Below are 14832 nucleotides of genomic sequence, written 5' to 3'. Positions count from 1 at the left end.
TCAGGCGTCCCGGCCTTGGGCAGGGTCCAGCACGGTATCGAGCGCGGCTGCCGACTGGTTCGGGTAATCGGTGCTGAAATGCAGGCCGCGGCTTTCCTTGCGGGCGCGGGCGGATCGTACGATCAGATCGGCCACGGTCACCAGGTTGCGCAGTTCGACAAGATCGGCGGTGATGCGGAAATTGCCATAATATTCCTGAACTTCCTTGCGCAGCGTCTTCACCCGGTGCGCGGCGCGCTCCAGGCGCTTTTCGGTGCGCACGATGCCGACATAATCCCACATGGTCCGCCGCAGCTCGTCCCAATTATGGGCGATCACCACCTCTTCGTCGCTGTCGGTCACCCGGCTTTCGTCCCAAGGCTTGATATCGGGCATGGTGTCTGCGGCATCCTGCGCCATGATGTCGTCCGCCACGGCCTGGCCGAATACCAGGCATTCCAGCAGGCTGTTCGATGCCAGCCGGTTGGCGCCATGCAGGCCGCTCTGCGTCACTTCCCCCGCCGCCCACAGCCCCCCCAGATCGGTGCGGCCGTTCAGGTCCACCATCACGCCGCCGCAACTATAATGGGCGGCCGGCACCACCGGGATGGCTTGGGTGGTGCAATCGATGCCAAGTTCGAGCAGCCGCGCATGGATGGTCGGAAAATGGCCGCGCACGAAATCCGCGCCAAGATGGGTGAGATCCAGCAGCACATGTTCCAGCCCCAGCCGTTTCATTTCGGCATCGATGGCCCGCGCCACCACGTCGCGCGGCGCCAGTTCAAGCCGATCATCATAGCGCTGCATGAAACGGCTGCCGTCGGGCAGCTTCAGATGACCGCCTTCGCCGCGCGCCGCCTCGGTGATCAGGAAATTGCGCACCCTGGGGTGGAACAGGCAGGTCGGGTGGAATTGGTTGAATTCCATGTTCGAAACCCGGCATCCCGCCCGCCACGCCATGGCGATGCCATCGCCGGTCGCGCCATCGGGATTGGTGGAATAAAGATAGACCCGGCTGGCCCCACCGGTGGCCAGCACCGTGGCCGGCGCCAATATGCGCACCACCCGCCGCTTCTGCGTGTCGAGCGCATAGACCCCATGGCAACGCCGCGCCGGGAAGCGCCGGCCGACAACATGGCGGTGGGTGATCAGATCGACCGCCGCCATGTGCGGGATCAGCGTGATGTTGGGGTGGGCCTCGGCAGCCCGGATCAACGCCTGGCTCACCGCCCAGCCGGTGGCATCATCGACATGCACGATGCGACGATGGCTGTGCCCACCTTCACGGGTGAGGTGCCAGCGTTCCGACACGGTTTCGCCGGGATTGAACGGCACGCCCAGCGCCGCCAACCGATCGATGGCGGCCGAGGCATTGGCCGCGACATATTCCACCGTGGCGCGGTCATTCAGGCCGGCGCCGGCGACCATCGTGTCTTCGACATGCGCCGCAACCGTGTCACCGGCATCGAGCACCGCCGCGATGCCGCCCTGCGCCCACGCCGTCGAACCTGCGGCAAGATCGGCCTTGGCCAGCACGGCCACGCGGCCATGTTCGGCCAGGTTCAGCGCGGCGGTGAGGCCGGCCGCACCCGATCCGATCACCAGTGCATCATAGTGCAACGCTTCCGGTGGCAGTTTAGGTTTTTGGGCCACTCGTCAGCTCCAGGAACACGTCTTCCAGATCGGCCTCGCGCGTCGACACGTCGAGCACGCCCAATCCGGCAGAAGACACCATCGCCAGCACGGCGCCAGCATTGGTGCTGCGCTTGTCGAAGGTGATGGCCAACTGGCGCGGGCCTTTCAGTTCGACCGATTTGCAGGTGGCAAGCTCGGCCGGCACCACGCTCAGATCGCGGTCGACCACCAACTCCAGCACCTTGTCACCGGTGGTGCCGAGCAATTTATGGGTCTCGTCATTGGCGACCACGCTGCCATGATTGATGATGGCGATGCGATCGCACAGGCTTTCGGCTTCTTCCAGATAATGGGTGGTCAGCACGATGGTGGTGCCGTCGGCATGGAGTTGCCGCACATAATCCCAAAGCAATTGCCGCAGTTCGATGTCCACGCCGGCGGTCGGTTCATCCAGCACCAGCACTGGCGGCGTGTGCACCAACGCCTTGGCCACCAGCAGCCGCCGCTTCATGCCGCCCGAAAGCGTGCGGGAATAGACATGCGCTTTGTCCTCCAGCCGCACGGCCCTCAGCAATTCCATCGTCCGCCGCTTGGCGCGCGGCACGCCGAACAGGCCAGCTTGCAGCTCCAGCGTTTCGAACGGCGTGAAAAACGCATCGAACACCAGTTCCTGCGGCACGATGCCGATACTGGCCTTGGCGTTCCGGGGGTGTTCGTCGATGTCGAACCCCCAGATGCGCGCGCTGCCGCCGGATTTGTTCACCAGGCCGGCGAGGATGTTGATGGTGGTGGATTTGCCGGCGCCGTTGGGGCCGAGCAGGCCGAAGATGCTGCCGCGCGGAATCTCCAGATCGATGCCGTTCAACGCGCGTTTGCCGCCGGCATAGACCTTGGTCAGGCCGGAAAGGCGGATGGCAGGTTCGCTCATGGGCAACGGGATAGACGGTGGGGTGGGTTGGGGCAAGGGTTGGGGGCTGTGGCATGTTGGAGGGTGGCTGCGGCGGAGGCAGGAGCGGCGGTGGAGCCACAAGCCTGCCCCGGCGCAGGCCGCGGTCAGACGAGACAAAAAAGGCGGCCTGATCGGGCCGCCTTTTTCGCTCGCTGGTCGATCTTGCCGGCTCCGGCTGCGATCAGAACCTGTACACAGCTTCCACCCCGAACAGCCGCGGCAGGCCGCGGATGAAGGTGGGGATGCCAAAGCCGCCGCCGGTGTTGCCACCATCCAGCAGATATTTGTTATTCAGCAGGTTGTTGGCAAAGCCGATGATTTCCCACTTGGCGTCCGGATGGCGGATGCCGGCGCGCAGATTGACCAACGTCACCGGACCCTGCGACGTCACCGGGTTGTTGGGCAGTTCAAAGAACAGCGACGAACGGTGCGTGACGGTGGGAGTGGCGAACAGTTCAAGCTTGTCACCCAGCGGCACGCGCACGGTGCCGCCGATGGCGCCCTGCCATTCCGATTGCAGGCGGAAGCGATCGCCGGCGAACTGGCCGAAGCGCGGATCATCGTTGACACGCGCGTCGATATAGCTGCCGTTGGCGAACAGGTTGAAATTCGGCGAGATATTGGCGCTGATTTCCGCTTCGATGCCCTTGTTGCTGGCGTCGGCATTCTCGATGGTCGACGGCAGGCCGGGCCGCAGCACGGTGATCTGGAAATCCTTGTACTTCAGCAGATAGGCACCGATGCTGAAGGTCAGCTTGCCGATCGAACCCTTCACGCCGGCTTCGAAATTGTCGATGATTTCCGCCGGGAACACGCGGACGGCCGGGGTCAGCACACCCGCAGTGCGCCCGGCATTCACCTGCAGCACCGGCGAGCGACGGCCGCGCGAATAGGTGGCATAAAGATTGATGTTGTCAGTGGCGCGGAACAGCAGGTTGGCGCGCGGCAGGAAGGCATTGAAGCGGCCGCTGGAGCTGAGCACCTGGCCGCCGGTGTTGATGCCGCCGGGGATCAGCGTCGCACCGGTGATCACCGTGTTGGGGATTTTCGTTGAAATGCCGCTGAAGCGGTTTTCCGTCAGCCAACGGCCGCCAACATTGATCTCCAGCCTTGGCGTCGGGATCCAGGTGGCATCGGCAAACGCGCTGAACGTGTCGATGGTCGCCGAATTGCGGAACAGTTCGGCGGAATAAGGCAACTGGGTGAAGCGCCCGGCGGTGAGCAGGGCAGTGGCGCGCGCGGCTTCGACGACGCCGGTGGCATTGTTGATGCAGGCCAGGCCCGGCACCAGCCGCGCGGCGCACTGCAGGAAAATGCCTTCTTCCGAACTGAACGGCACGCGCTGGAACCCGGTTTCCCAGAAATAATTTGCGCCGAAGAAGGCGCGGAACGTGTCGCTGGTGTAATTGGTGCGCGCTTCGAAGCTCAGTTGCTCGCCGCGGGCATCTTCGGCGAATTCCAGATACCAGGCCTGGGTGCCATCGGCATCGAACACCTCGTTGCTGTCGAAATTGCGCCAGCCGGCCACCGCCGTCACGCTCCAGCCGTCGCTGAACTTGTAGTTGCCGGTCAGGTTCATGTCATAGACATTGCGGGTCAGGCTGGGTTGATCGGCACTCAGCACGGCGGCGCTGACCGGCGAACCCGCCGCTTCCTTGAACGTGTAGGGGCTGGTGCTGCCGCCGGTTGGCGCAAACGTGCCTGACGAAAAGGCCGTGCCCGGTGCGCGCTGGCCGTCATAAGTGCCAACCAGATCGACGGTCAGATCGGCGTTCGGCGTGTAGCGCAGCGACACGCGCGCGCCATATTGGCCCTGGCCATTCAGATCGTCGATACGCGGGCCGTTCGGCGTCTGCGAACCGGGCCGGCCGGCGATATTCTCCACCACACCGTCGCGCAGCTTGACGGCGCCGGCCACGCGCAGCGCAATCTTGTCGTTGCCGATGTTCACATGACCATCAATGCGGCGCTGTTCGTAATTGCCGTAGCCAACCCGCACTTCGCCTGACGTGCCGGCCTTCGGCTTGGCCGTGATCACCGAAACCACGCCCACCGCTGCGGCCGTGCCGAACAACGTCGCCTGCGGGCCTTTCACCACTTCGACACGCTCAAGATCATAAAGGTCGAAATAGGACCCGCGGGAACGGGAGACATCGACGCCGTTCAGATAGACCGTCACCGCCGGCGCGCCCTGCGACGAGCCGCTGTCGGAGGTGATGCCGCGGATGACGAAACCCGGATTGTTGGGCGATTGTTCCTGCACGTTGAGGCCGGGCACATAGGCGGCCAGTTGGTCGAACTGGGTGACGCCGATTTCGCGCAGCGAACGGCCACTGTAGGCGGTGATGGTGATCGGCACGTCATTCTGCTTCTGCGCGCTGCGCTGGGCGGTCACCACCAGCTCTTCACCGATGGTTTCGGCAATCTGGTCATCCGCCTGCTGCGCCAGTGCGGGCAGGGCGACAAGGCTGGCAAGCAGGCTGGCATTGGCCAGCAACAGGAAACGGCGCATCGTCTTGAACCCCTTTTTGATGGACGGCGCACGATGATGGTGCGCCGCAACACGCGCTGGCCTTTGGCGTGTGGACGTTGCACCGGCGTGGCAAAGCCATGACAACATTGTTGCAGAGCGCTGCGACATGGTGACTTTGCCGGCCAGCGCTGGTAAAGCGACCTCATGCCTTCCGCCCACAATCACGCCCTTCCGGCGCCCGAAACCTATGTCACGCAAACTGCCCGGGTCTGGTGCGATGGCGATGAGCAGGCCGGTGACGGCCACCCCCGCGTCTGGCTCCAGATCGATGCGACGGGCTTTGCCGATTGCGGCTATTGTGATCGGCGCTTCATCCTGGCCGGCGGCCCGGCCGACCAGCGATGAACGTGCCGCTCCTGCTGGCGCTGGCCCTGCTGGCGGTGCCGGCCAGCGCGGCCAAGCTGGCGACCCCGCCGCTGCTCACCCTGAATGTCGCCGACAACGGCAATCCCTATATGAAGGTCGCCGTGAAGCAGGCGACGCTCAATATCCGCATCGCGCTCAGCTATGATCAGGGGATGGTGCTGAATCCGGCTGCGGTGCAGCGCGCAGCGCTGAAGCCATTTCCGCTGATCGGCAAGTTCAGCTTCAGCAACAGCGCCTTCGGCAATGGCAAGTCCGTCCTGCGTTTCAATCTGGCGACGATCACCCCGCAGGCGCTGCCCGCCCGCAAGGTGCCGGTGGTATGGCTGGAAACGCCGATGGCCGGCGATGCCGAGGGCATCTTGCCGATCGGCGCGCTGGCCGCCGATCGCATCGATGTGATCCTGCGCGACACGCCGCCCGGCAGCCAGAGCTTCATCATCCCCAAGAAGGGCAAAGAGGAGGCGATGATCAAGACGCGGATCGGCGATGAACCGGTGACCATCAGCCTGGAACTCAATATCCCGACCACGGTGATGAACGCCCGCGCCGGCGAAGCGCTGGTGAAGGCCGGGCTGGTGCGGCGCACGTCCAGCCTGGGTTTCTGGCGGCCAGTGCCGGGTGTGGCCCTGCCCACCCAGACCCTGTCGCCAAAGACCGGGTTGACGATCGCCGGCCTGCCGATGCGCCAGATGGGCGTGCGGATTTCCGAAACCGAAGCGCGCGCCATCGATGCGGCGGCCCGCGGCACCTCCACCGACACCGACGATGAAGACACGATCACCGTATCGGCCGACCGCAACAAGAAGCGCCGTGGCCGCGACCCGTGGATCCTGATCGGCCGCGACGTGCTCGATGATTGCAGCCGCATCAGCTTTGATCGCGCCGGCGAGCGTTGGGTGCTGACCTGCAAATTCGGCTGAGCGGTCCAACGGCGGCGTCGCACACCCCCTTTTGTTTTGCGCGCCCCTGGCCCATATCGGGGGCATGACCAGCACACCCGACGCCAACACGCTCTTCTATGCCGATACCGGCCTTGATCCCGATCGCACGGCGTGGCTGGTGTCCGAAACGCTGCATGGCTGCGACGATGGCGAACTCTATATGCAGTATGCCGTGTCGGAAAGTTTCGCCTTTGACGATGGCCGCCTGAAAGCCGCCAGCTTCGACACGCAGAAGGGCTTTGGCCTGCGCGGCGTGGCCGGCGAGATGACGGCCTTTGCCCACGCCAACGAGCTTTCGGAAGCCGCGATCCTGCGCGCGGCCGACACGATCAAGGTGGTGCGCGATGGCCATGGCGGCACGCTGGCGCTGGCGCCGCGTCCGACCAACGCCCGGCGCTACACCGACATGAACCCCCTGGCCGGCATCGATTTTTCCGCCAAGGTAGCGTTGATGCAGCGCATTGATGCGGCAGCGCGCGCCCGCAATCCCCAGGTGGTGCAGGTGTCGGCCAGCCTGCTCGGCAGTTGGAGCGTGGTGGAAATCCTGCGCGGTGATGGCAGCCGGGTACGCGATGTGCGGCCGCTGGTGCGGCTGAACGTGCAGATCGTCGCCGAGAAGAATGGCCGCCGCGAAACCGGCTTTCATGGCCTGGGCGGGCGCTATCTCTATGACAGCCTCTTCGAGGATGCGTCGTGGGAAGGCGCCATCGACATTGCCCTGGCGCAAGCGTTGACCAACCTCGATGCCATTGATGCCCCGGCCGGGCAGATGACCGTGGTGCTCGGCCCCGGCTGGCCCGGCATTTTGCTGCACGAAGCCATCGGGCACGGCCTGGAAGGCGATTTCAACCGCAAGGGCACCAGCGCTTTTTCCGGCCGTATCGGTGAACGGGTGGCGGCGCCGGGTGTTACCGTGGTTGACGATGGCAGCATCGATCAGCGCCGCGGCAGCCTGACGGTGGACGACGAAGGCACGCCCACCGGGCGCACCGTGCTGATCGAGGATGGCATCCTGAAGGGCTATATGCAGGATCGGCTGAATGCCCGGCTGATGGGCGTGGCGCCCACCGGCAACGGCCGCCGCGAATCCTTTGCGCACGCCCCGATGCCGCGGATGACCAACACCTTCATGCTGGGTGGCAACGAAGACCCCGGCAACATCCTGTCCAGCGTGAAGAAGGGTATTTATGCCAAGAGCTTCGGCGGCGGCCAGGTCGATATCACCAGCGGCAAGTTCGTGTTTACCTGCACTGAGGCCTATGAGATCGAACATGGCAAGTTGGGCCGCCCGTTGAAGGGCGCCACGCTGATCGGCAACGGCCCCGATGTGCTGACCCGTGTGAAGGCCATGGGCAACGACATGGCGCTGGACGAAGGCGTCGGCATCTGTGGCAAGGGCGGACAGAGCGTGCCGGCCGGGGTTGGCCAGCCGACCCTGTTGATCGACGGTTTGACCGTGGGCGGCACTGCCGCCTGACAAGGCAAGGGAGCATGGCATGTCGGAATTCTTCGATCACATCACCCCCGAACATGCCGATTTCATCGCGCGCCAGCCGGTGTTTTTTGTCGCCACCGCCGCGCCTGATGCCCGAATCAATCTCAGCCCCAAGGGGATGGACACGTTCCGGGTGCTGGAGGCTGGAAAAGCATGCGCCTATCTGGATTTCGGCGGCAGCGGCAATGAAACCCATGCGCATCTCGGCGCCGATGGCCGTATCACCATCATGTTTTGCGCCTTCGACCAGCCGGCGCTCATCTATCGCATCTATGGTCGTGGCCATGCCGTGCTGCCGCAAGACGGTGGCTGGGATTGGCTTGCCGCACAATTCACCATTGAACGCGGGGTGCGCCAGATTTTCGTGATCGATGTCGAATCCACCCAGACCAGTTGCGGCTGGGCGGTGCCCAAGATGGCGCTGGTGGAAGAGCGCCAGACCCTGCGCAAATATTATGTGAACGACGACGCCGCGGAACGCCTGGCCAAATATCAGCAGCGCAACCGATCGATCGACGGCCTGCCGATCACGCCGCCCGCGCGCCTGCCGTACAACTGATGGGGCTGGCCTGCATCGAAACGCTGTTCTCGCCGGTGGAGGCCGAGATCGCCCGCAGCCGTTTGGCCGCCGCCGGCATCATGGCCGTGTTGTTCGATGCCGGCATTGCCAGCCTGATCGGGCCGGGCGTGTCCGGCATCCGCATCATGGTTGATGCCGATGATGAAGCGGTGGCCCGTGCGGAACTGGCCCGACCCCTCTGATTCCGGCCCGCGTTCATGGCATCCGCACCGGCAAACAACCCATATCGGGAACCAGGGCCCTGCGGCAGGTTGCGGCTCAGTAAACGAGGCGCAAGTGCAGATGAAGCTGATCACGGCGATCATCAAGCCGTTCAAATTGGAAGACGTGCGCGAGGCCCTGATGGCCAGCGGCGTGCAAGGCATGACCGTGACCGAAGTGCGCGGGTGCGGCCACCAGATGGGCCACGCCGATGCCGGGCATGGTGCCGAACACGGCTTTAGCCTCGTCCCCAAGCTGAAGATCGAAATCGTCGTGGAGGATGATGATGCCGCCCGGCTGGTGGAGTGTATCTTGCAATCCGCGCACACCGGCATCACAGGTGACGGCAAGATTTTCCTCTCCGGGATTGGCCAGGCCACGCGCATCCGCACCGGTGAATTGAACGAAACCGCGCTGTGAACCCGGCATTGATCGGGGCGCCGGCCGCTGATCTGCAAATCTTGGCTGGCAACCCCGCCGGACTGCGCTAAGAACCACGAATGCCTACGCTCGTTTTGCTTCGCCACGGCCAGAGCCAGTGGAATCTTGAAAATCGCTTCACCGGCTGGTGGGATGTCGGCCTCACCGAACAGGGCATCGCCGAAGCCACCGATGCTGGCCGCCGCATGGCCGCCGCTGGCCTGGATTTCGATATCGGTTTCACCAGTGTGCAGAGCCGCGCGATCCGCACGCTCAATCTGGCACTGGAGGCGATGGGCCGGCTGTGGCTGCCGGTGGTGAAGGATTGGCACCTGAACGAACGCCACTATGGCGGCCTCACCGGCCTCAACAAGGCCGAAACCGCTGCCCAGCATGGCGAGGACCAGGTGCTGATCTGGCGCCGCAGTTTTGACGTGCCGCCGCCGCCGCTGGTACCGGGCGGCGCCTTCGATCTGGCCCGTGACCGCCGCTATGACGGGATTGCCGTGCCGACCGCGGAAAGCCTGAAAGACACGATCGAGCGCGTGCTGCCCTATTATCAATCCACCATCGTGCCGCAGTTGCAGGCCGGCAAGCGGGTGATCATCGCCGCCCACGGCAACAGCCTGCGCGCCCTGGTCAAGCATCTGTCCAACGTGTCGGATGCCGATATCCTGCACGAGGAAATCCCCACTGGTCAGCCGATGGTCTATGATCTGGCCGACGATCTGACGGCGGTGTCGCGCCGCTATCTGTGATCCTGCGGGCGATTCTGTTGCTGGTGGCGGCCGTGCCCGCTGCCGCCAATCCGCTGCAACCGTTGGCCGACGCGCTGGTTGCCGGCGATCCGGCCATACCCAGCGTGGTGATCCACGCCACCGCGCCCGCAGCCGGCATCAACTGGATCGCCGCTGCCGCCGGCGCCCGCGAAACCGGCCCGGTGTCGCTGGCTGCTCGCCCGTTCCGCATCGCCAGCACCACCAAGCTGTTCACGGCGGCGGCGATCTTGCGGTTGGTCGAAACCGGCCGCATCGGACTCGATATGGGCGTGGACCGGCTGCTGTCACCGCAAACCGTCGCGATGCTGGCTGGCGGCGGCCATGCACCGTACCGCATCACCGTCCGCTGGCTATTGACCCACCGCAGCGGTCTGCCGGACCATGCCGAATTGCCGGCGTTTCAGGCGGCAATCATGGCCAATCCGCAGCGGCGCTGGCAGCGGTCCGAACAAATAGCGCTGGCCATGCAGGACGGCAGGCCCGTGGGCGCGCCCGGCGCAGTCTGGTCCTATTCCGACACCGGTTATCTGTTGCTGGCCGAAGTGATCGAACGCCAGACCGGCCGGCCCTGGGCCGCCGCGCTGCGCCACCTGTTGACGCTGGATCACCTCGGCCTTCCCGACACCTGGTTCGAAACGCTGGAACCGCCGCCGCGCGGCACCGCAGCCAGGCCCCTGTTGCGCCAGTATCTGGGTGATCTGGACATCACCTCGGCCGATCCCTCCTTCGATCTGTGGGGCGGCGGCGGCCTGGTATCGACCGTCACCGATCTTGTCCGGTTCATGCGGGCCTTGCAGGCCGGGGCGCTGTTTTCCCGGCGCGAAACCCGCGACCTTGCCTTGTCCGATCAACGCCCGGTGGCGCCGGGTTCCGACACCCTGCATGGCCTGGTTTTCTTCCACGAAATAATCGCTGGTCATCGGTGCATTGGCCATCCCGGGTTCTGGAATGTCGATCTTGTGGCCTGCCCGTCGCTGGATCTGGTGCTGGCCGTCAGCCTCAACCAGCCGATCACAAAACGGCCTGGCGAGCGGCGCGCGCTGGTCGCGGCCATCGTGACAGCGGTCGCTGCACAAACTCGCGAGCAACGCTTGCGGCCCTGACGGTAGCGCTTGACGCACTTCAGGATATCGCCAGACTGTCGCCTCGTTCGGGGAGGGGACCGCATATGATCAAGGCCATTGTAGCATTCAGCCTGCTGGCAACACCGGCCATTGCCGCGCCGCCTGAGACGGTGCTGCTGCACGGTCGCATCATCACCGCCGATGCGGCTGGCAGCGTGGTGCAGGCGCTGGCGATCAGCGATGGCAAGGTCAGCGCCGTGGGCAGCGATGCCGACATCGCCAAACTGGCCGGGCCGAACACCCGGATCATCGATCTGAAGGGTCGCACCGCCACTCCGGGCCTGATCGACACCCACGCCCATATCCTCTCCACCGGGCTGGGTGAGCTGTACGAAATTGCGCTCGGTGATGCCCGTTCGGTCGCCGAAATCGTCAAACGTGTCGCGGCGCGCGTCGCCAAGACGCCGAAGGGCGAATGGATTGCCGGTGTCGGCTGGGATGAAGGCAAATTCGCCGATGGCCGCTATCCCACCGCCGCCGATCTCGATGCCGTCTCGCCCGACAATCCGGTCTGGCTGGAAAACACCACCGGCCATTATGGCGTCGCCAATTCCGCCGCGCTGAAACTCGGCAATGTCACCGCCGCCACCGCCACCCCGACGGCCGGCACCATCGAACGGCTGCCCGATGGCCGCCCGGCCGGCGTGATGAAGGAAACCGCGCATGATCTGATCACCCGGCTGATCCCGCCGGCCAGCGCTGCACAGCGTTCCGCAGCGCTGGTTCACATGATCAAGCGCCTGCACGAAGAAGGCATGACCGGCTTCAAGGACCCCAGCATCGGGCGTGAAGATTGGGAGGCCTATCTGGGCCTGGTCAAGGCCGGGCAATTCCCGATCAACGCCTGCGTTTTGTTCTCCGGCGGGCGATCCATGGCCACGGCGACCAAGGCGCTCACCGAAATCAGGCAGGCCAAATCCGAGATCGCCAGCGTGCCCGGCAGTTCGCTGTCGGTCTGCGGGGTCAAGCTGTTCATGGACGGCAGCGGCGCCGCGCCCACCGCCTGGATGTACGAAGACTGGAACCACCACCGCACCGAAATCGCGCAAGGAAACAGCGGCTATCCGCAGATCGAGCCAAATGAATATCGCCAGATGATCGCCATGTTCATCAATGCCGATATCGGCATCGGTACCCACGCGATTGGGGACAAGGCGATCGATTGGGTGGTCGATGGCTATGCCGCCGCGCTGAAAGCCCACCCGGTGAAGGATCTGCGCCTCTCCATCATCCACGCCAACACCCCCACCGATCACGCCATCGCCACCATGGCCGCCCTGCAACGCGACTACGGCTCCGGCTATCCCGAAACCCAGGGCAGCTTCGCCTGGTGGATCGGCGATATCTATGCCGCCAACCTCGGCCCGGCCCGCAGCCAGCGGCTCAACCCCTATGCCACCTACGTGAAGAACGGCATCATCTGGGGCGGCGGCTCCGACACCGGCGTCACCCCCTTCCCGGCGCGGCTCGGCCTGTGGGCCTCGGTCGCCCGTGAACCCTCTGGCGGCACCTGGGGCAAAACCCCCTTCGGCGCAGCGGAAAGCGTTGACATCAACACCGCGCTGAAAAGCTACACCACTTGGGCCGCCCCCCTGATCGGCCAGGCCGGCCGCACCGGGGCTTTGGCGACCGGCATGGCCGCTGACATCGCCGTGTGGGACCGCGACCCCACCAAAGTCCCCACCGCCGCCATCAAGGACATGAAGGCCGACCTGACCCTGTTCCGGGGCCGCGTGGTGTACGAACGCACCCCCTAATCCTGCCCTCCGACCTGCTCCTACCCTCCAAGGGGAGGTGGCGCCGAAGGTGACGGAGGGGTGGCGCCTGTGTCACCGGAGCACCGAATCACCAACCCCATCCAGTTTTGACCCATTGGACGAAACGGGCGGGATTCAGCGTTGAATTCTCTGACCTCCCCGCCGCCCGTCCGGCCCGCACACAAACGCCGGGCAGCGCCATGATGACAGAAGCCGGCGATGTAGGACAGCGGGGCAGGGGAGGCGGGAAGGGGCAAGCGGCACGTCACCCCGCCCATTCGCAAGCCACTGGCCTCCTGTCGTCCATCCTGATAAGTTACATGTAACGATAGGGGAGGCCCCCGCCATGGTTGCCGCTGCAAACCCGAAGTCATCGCGCATGAAGGTGCAGGCGTTTCGCGCGCGTCTGCGCGAACAGGGCCTGCGCCCGATTCAGATATGGGTGCCCGACGTGCGCGCCCCCGCCTTCCGCGCCGCTGCGCATCAGCAGTCGCTGGCCGTCGCCGCCAGCGCGCACGCGCGTGACGATCAGGCCTTCATCGATGCCATATCGGAAACGGCCGACGATTGAGGCGGCCCGTGCAGCGCGGCGAAATCTGGACGGTCGCGGGCGGCAGCGATTATGCCGGCAAGCCGCGACCTGTCGTCATCCTCCAGGATGACAGCTTCGACGCCACCGCGTCGGTCACCATCTGCGCCTTCACCACCGATCCCACCGACGCGCCGCTGTTCCGCCTGGCCATCACCCCAACCCCCCGCAACGGCCTGCGCGCGCCGTCCCGCCTGATGGTGGACAAGATCACCACCGTGCCCAAATCAAAGCTGGGCACCCCGATCGGCCGGCTGGGCGATGCGGACTTGGTGCGGCTGGGGCAGGCGGTGCTGGTGTTTATTGGGTTGGCCGTGTCGCCAAGGACCGGCCGCAAGGCGGGATGGTGACCTGTCTTGATCCTCCCTTTCCAGGGGAGGGGGACCGCCAGCACGGCGGTGGAGGGGTAGGCCACAAGTGCTGGCCTCTAAGGCAGGAAAGGAGATAGCCTCCGGCGGGCAGGGGTGACCCCTGCACCCATTTGTTTGGGGCGGCCCCCAACTTCAACACGTCGCCCCCCCCGGATCAAGTCCGGGGCAGGCTGTGCTTGACACGGGGCTTGGCATGCTTGCCCAATCTGCGCTTGCCAAGCCTCACGACCTATAATAATTATAGGTCGTGAGCGAGCCAGTGCCCTTGCGCATGAACGATGCGTCGGCGCTGAAATTGCTCCGCGATATTGCGCAAGACAGCGGCCGGGTGATCTTCACGCAACACGCCCGGCTGCGCATGCGGCAACGCAAGGTGACCCCCGTGCAGGTGCTGGCCTGTCTGCAGCACGGGATCATCAGCGAGCCGGTGGCGCTGGACGTGCACGGCAACTGGAAACTGACCGTCGCCCGGCAGGTCGCGGGCAAGGATCTGAATGTCGCTGTGGCGATCGATGTGCCCAGCCGGGCGATCATCATCACCGTGTTTTGAAGGAGGCAGCTATGTATCATTATCGGGAAAGCGGCCTTCGCAATGTCTGGCTGGCGAATGGCTATGATGAACTTGAAACGCCCTATGGGCCGGGCATCGCCATCCACGATCTCCCCGGCCTGCACCGCGCCATCGCCCACGGCCTCGTCACCAAGAATGGCAAGCTGACCGGCACCGAACTGCGTTTCCTGCGACAGGAAATGGGCCTCAGCCAGGCCAAGCTCGCCGCCATGCTCGGCAACGAAGCCCAAACCATCGCCCTGTGGGAAAAACGCAGCAGCCAACCCAACATCGCCGACCGCTTCATCCGCGCCATCTACCGCGAGCTGAACGAAGGCAATGCCCATATCCAGGAGATGATCGACCGGCTGATCGATGCCGATCTGGAGGAGGGGGAGGGGCGGATCACGCTGGAACAGGCGGGCGGTGGGTGGAAGGTGGCGGCGTGAGGTGCGCGGCGCACCAGACTTGATGCGGGGCGGCGTGCAGGGACTCGTCGTTGCACCCATTAGTTTTCGCTTAGCCCTTCACCCCCAAAGCGTCGCCCCGGCGAAGGCCGGAGT

At 64.8% G+C, this 14832-nt stretch carries 16 protein-coding genes; 13 read left to right on the top strand and 3 right to left on the bottom strand.

Going from position 1 to position 14832, the window contains the following annotated elements:
• The 3 genes from nadB to ABWP22_RS08305 all read right to left on the bottom strand — a co-directional run bounded on the left by nadB (position 1) and on the right by ABWP22_RS08305 (position 5075).
• Complete coding sequence (nadB, locus tag ABWP22_RS08315; protein WP_353199498.1) at positions 1-1632, bottom strand: L-aspartate oxidase; 1632 nt, start codon at positions 1630-1632, stop codon at positions 1-3.
• Positions 1616-2542, bottom strand: coding sequence for an ABC transporter ATP-binding protein (locus ABWP22_RS08310; RefSeq protein WP_353199497.1), 927 nt, complete (start codon positions 2540-2542; stop codon positions 1616-1618). The genes nadB and ABWP22_RS08310 overlap by 17 nt, the downstream gene beginning before the upstream one ends.
• A 202-nt stretch (positions 2543-2744) precedes the next feature.
• Positions 2745-5075: a TonB-dependent receptor gene (locus ABWP22_RS08305; RefSeq protein ID WP_353199496.1), complete on the bottom strand. Its 2331-nt coding sequence runs from the start codon at positions 5073-5075 to the stop codon at positions 2745-2747.
• 165 nt (positions 5076-5240) lie between these two features.
• On the opposite strand from ABWP22_RS08305, the gene ABWP22_RS08300 reads away from it, so the two are divergent.
• The 13 genes from ABWP22_RS08300 (at position 5241) to ABWP22_RS08240 (ending at position 14718) form a co-directional block, all read left to right on the top strand.
• A complete protein-coding gene (locus ABWP22_RS08300; protein WP_353199495.1) occupies positions 5241-5441 on the top strand; it encodes a zinc-finger domain-containing protein in 201 nt (66 codons plus the stop codon).
• Positions 5438-6382 carry a hypothetical protein gene (locus ABWP22_RS08295; RefSeq protein WP_353199494.1) on the top strand — a complete coding sequence of 315 codons (945 nt, stop codon included), beginning with the start codon at positions 5438-5440 and terminating at the stop codon, positions 6380-6382. Before ABWP22_RS08300 ends, ABWP22_RS08295 begins: the two co-directional genes overlap by 4 nt.
• A 64-nt stretch (positions 6383-6446) precedes the next feature.
• A complete protein-coding gene (gene tldD / locus ABWP22_RS08290; RefSeq protein WP_353199493.1) occupies positions 6447-7880 on the top strand; it encodes a metalloprotease TldD in 1434 nt (477 codons plus the stop codon).
• Between the two features lie 19 nt (positions 7881-7899).
• On the top strand, positions 7900-8457 hold the full coding sequence (locus ABWP22_RS08285) for a pyridoxamine 5'-phosphate oxidase family protein (protein ID WP_353199492.1): 558 nt from the start codon (positions 7900-7902) through the stop codon (positions 8455-8457).
• Complete coding sequence (locus ABWP22_RS08280) at positions 8457-8660, top strand: putative signal transducing protein (RefSeq protein ID WP_353199491.1); 204 nt, start codon at positions 8457-8459, stop codon at positions 8658-8660. The genes ABWP22_RS08285 and ABWP22_RS08280 overlap by 1 nt, the downstream gene beginning before the upstream one ends.
• A gap of 100 nt (positions 8661-8760) precedes the next feature.
• Positions 8761-9099 carry a P-II family nitrogen regulator gene (locus ABWP22_RS08275; protein WP_353199490.1) on the top strand — a complete coding sequence of 113 codons (339 nt, stop codon included), beginning with the start codon at positions 8761-8763 and terminating at the stop codon, positions 9097-9099.
• Positions 9100-9179: 80 nt separating this feature from the next.
• A complete protein-coding gene (gene gpmA / locus ABWP22_RS08270) occupies positions 9180-9857 on the top strand; it encodes a 2,3-diphosphoglycerate-dependent phosphoglycerate mutase (protein WP_353199489.1) in 678 nt (225 codons plus the stop codon).
• Positions 9854-10981: a serine hydrolase domain-containing protein gene (locus ABWP22_RS08265; protein WP_353199488.1), complete on the top strand. Its 1128-nt coding sequence runs from the start codon at positions 9854-9856 to the stop codon at positions 10979-10981. Before gpmA ends, ABWP22_RS08265 begins: the two co-directional genes overlap by 4 nt.
• A gap of 65 nt (positions 10982-11046) precedes the next feature.
• A complete protein-coding gene (locus tag ABWP22_RS08260) occupies positions 11047-12759 on the top strand; it encodes an amidohydrolase (RefSeq protein ID WP_353199487.1) in 1713 nt (570 codons plus the stop codon).
• A 346-nt stretch (positions 12760-13105) separates the two neighbouring features.
• On the top strand, positions 13106-13330 hold the full coding sequence (locus ABWP22_RS08255) for an antitoxin MazE family protein (protein WP_353199486.1): 225 nt from the start codon (positions 13106-13108) through the stop codon (positions 13328-13330).
• Positions 13331-13338: 8 nt separating this feature from the next.
• Positions 13339-13698 (top strand): type II toxin-antitoxin system PemK/MazF family toxin, encoded by a 360-nt coding sequence (locus ABWP22_RS08250; protein WP_353199485.1) that lies wholly within the window; start codon positions 13339-13341, stop codon positions 13696-13698.
• Positions 13699-13966: 268 nt separating this feature from the next.
• Positions 13967-14269: a DUF4258 domain-containing protein gene (locus ABWP22_RS08245; RefSeq protein WP_353199484.1), complete on the top strand. Its 303-nt coding sequence runs from the start codon at positions 13967-13969 to the stop codon at positions 14267-14269.
• Between the two features lie 11 nt (positions 14270-14280).
• Positions 14281-14718: a helix-turn-helix domain-containing protein gene (locus tag ABWP22_RS08240; protein WP_353199483.1), complete on the top strand. Its 438-nt coding sequence runs from the start codon at positions 14281-14283 to the stop codon at positions 14716-14718.
• Positions 14719-14832: the final 114 nt, after the last annotated feature.

Source organism: Sandarakinorhabdus sp., assembly GCF_040398665.1.
Lineage (GTDB): Bacteria > Pseudomonadota > Alphaproteobacteria > Sphingomonadales > Sphingomonadaceae > Sandarakinorhabdus.
This window is presented reverse-complemented; position numbering and strand designations above follow the sequence as displayed.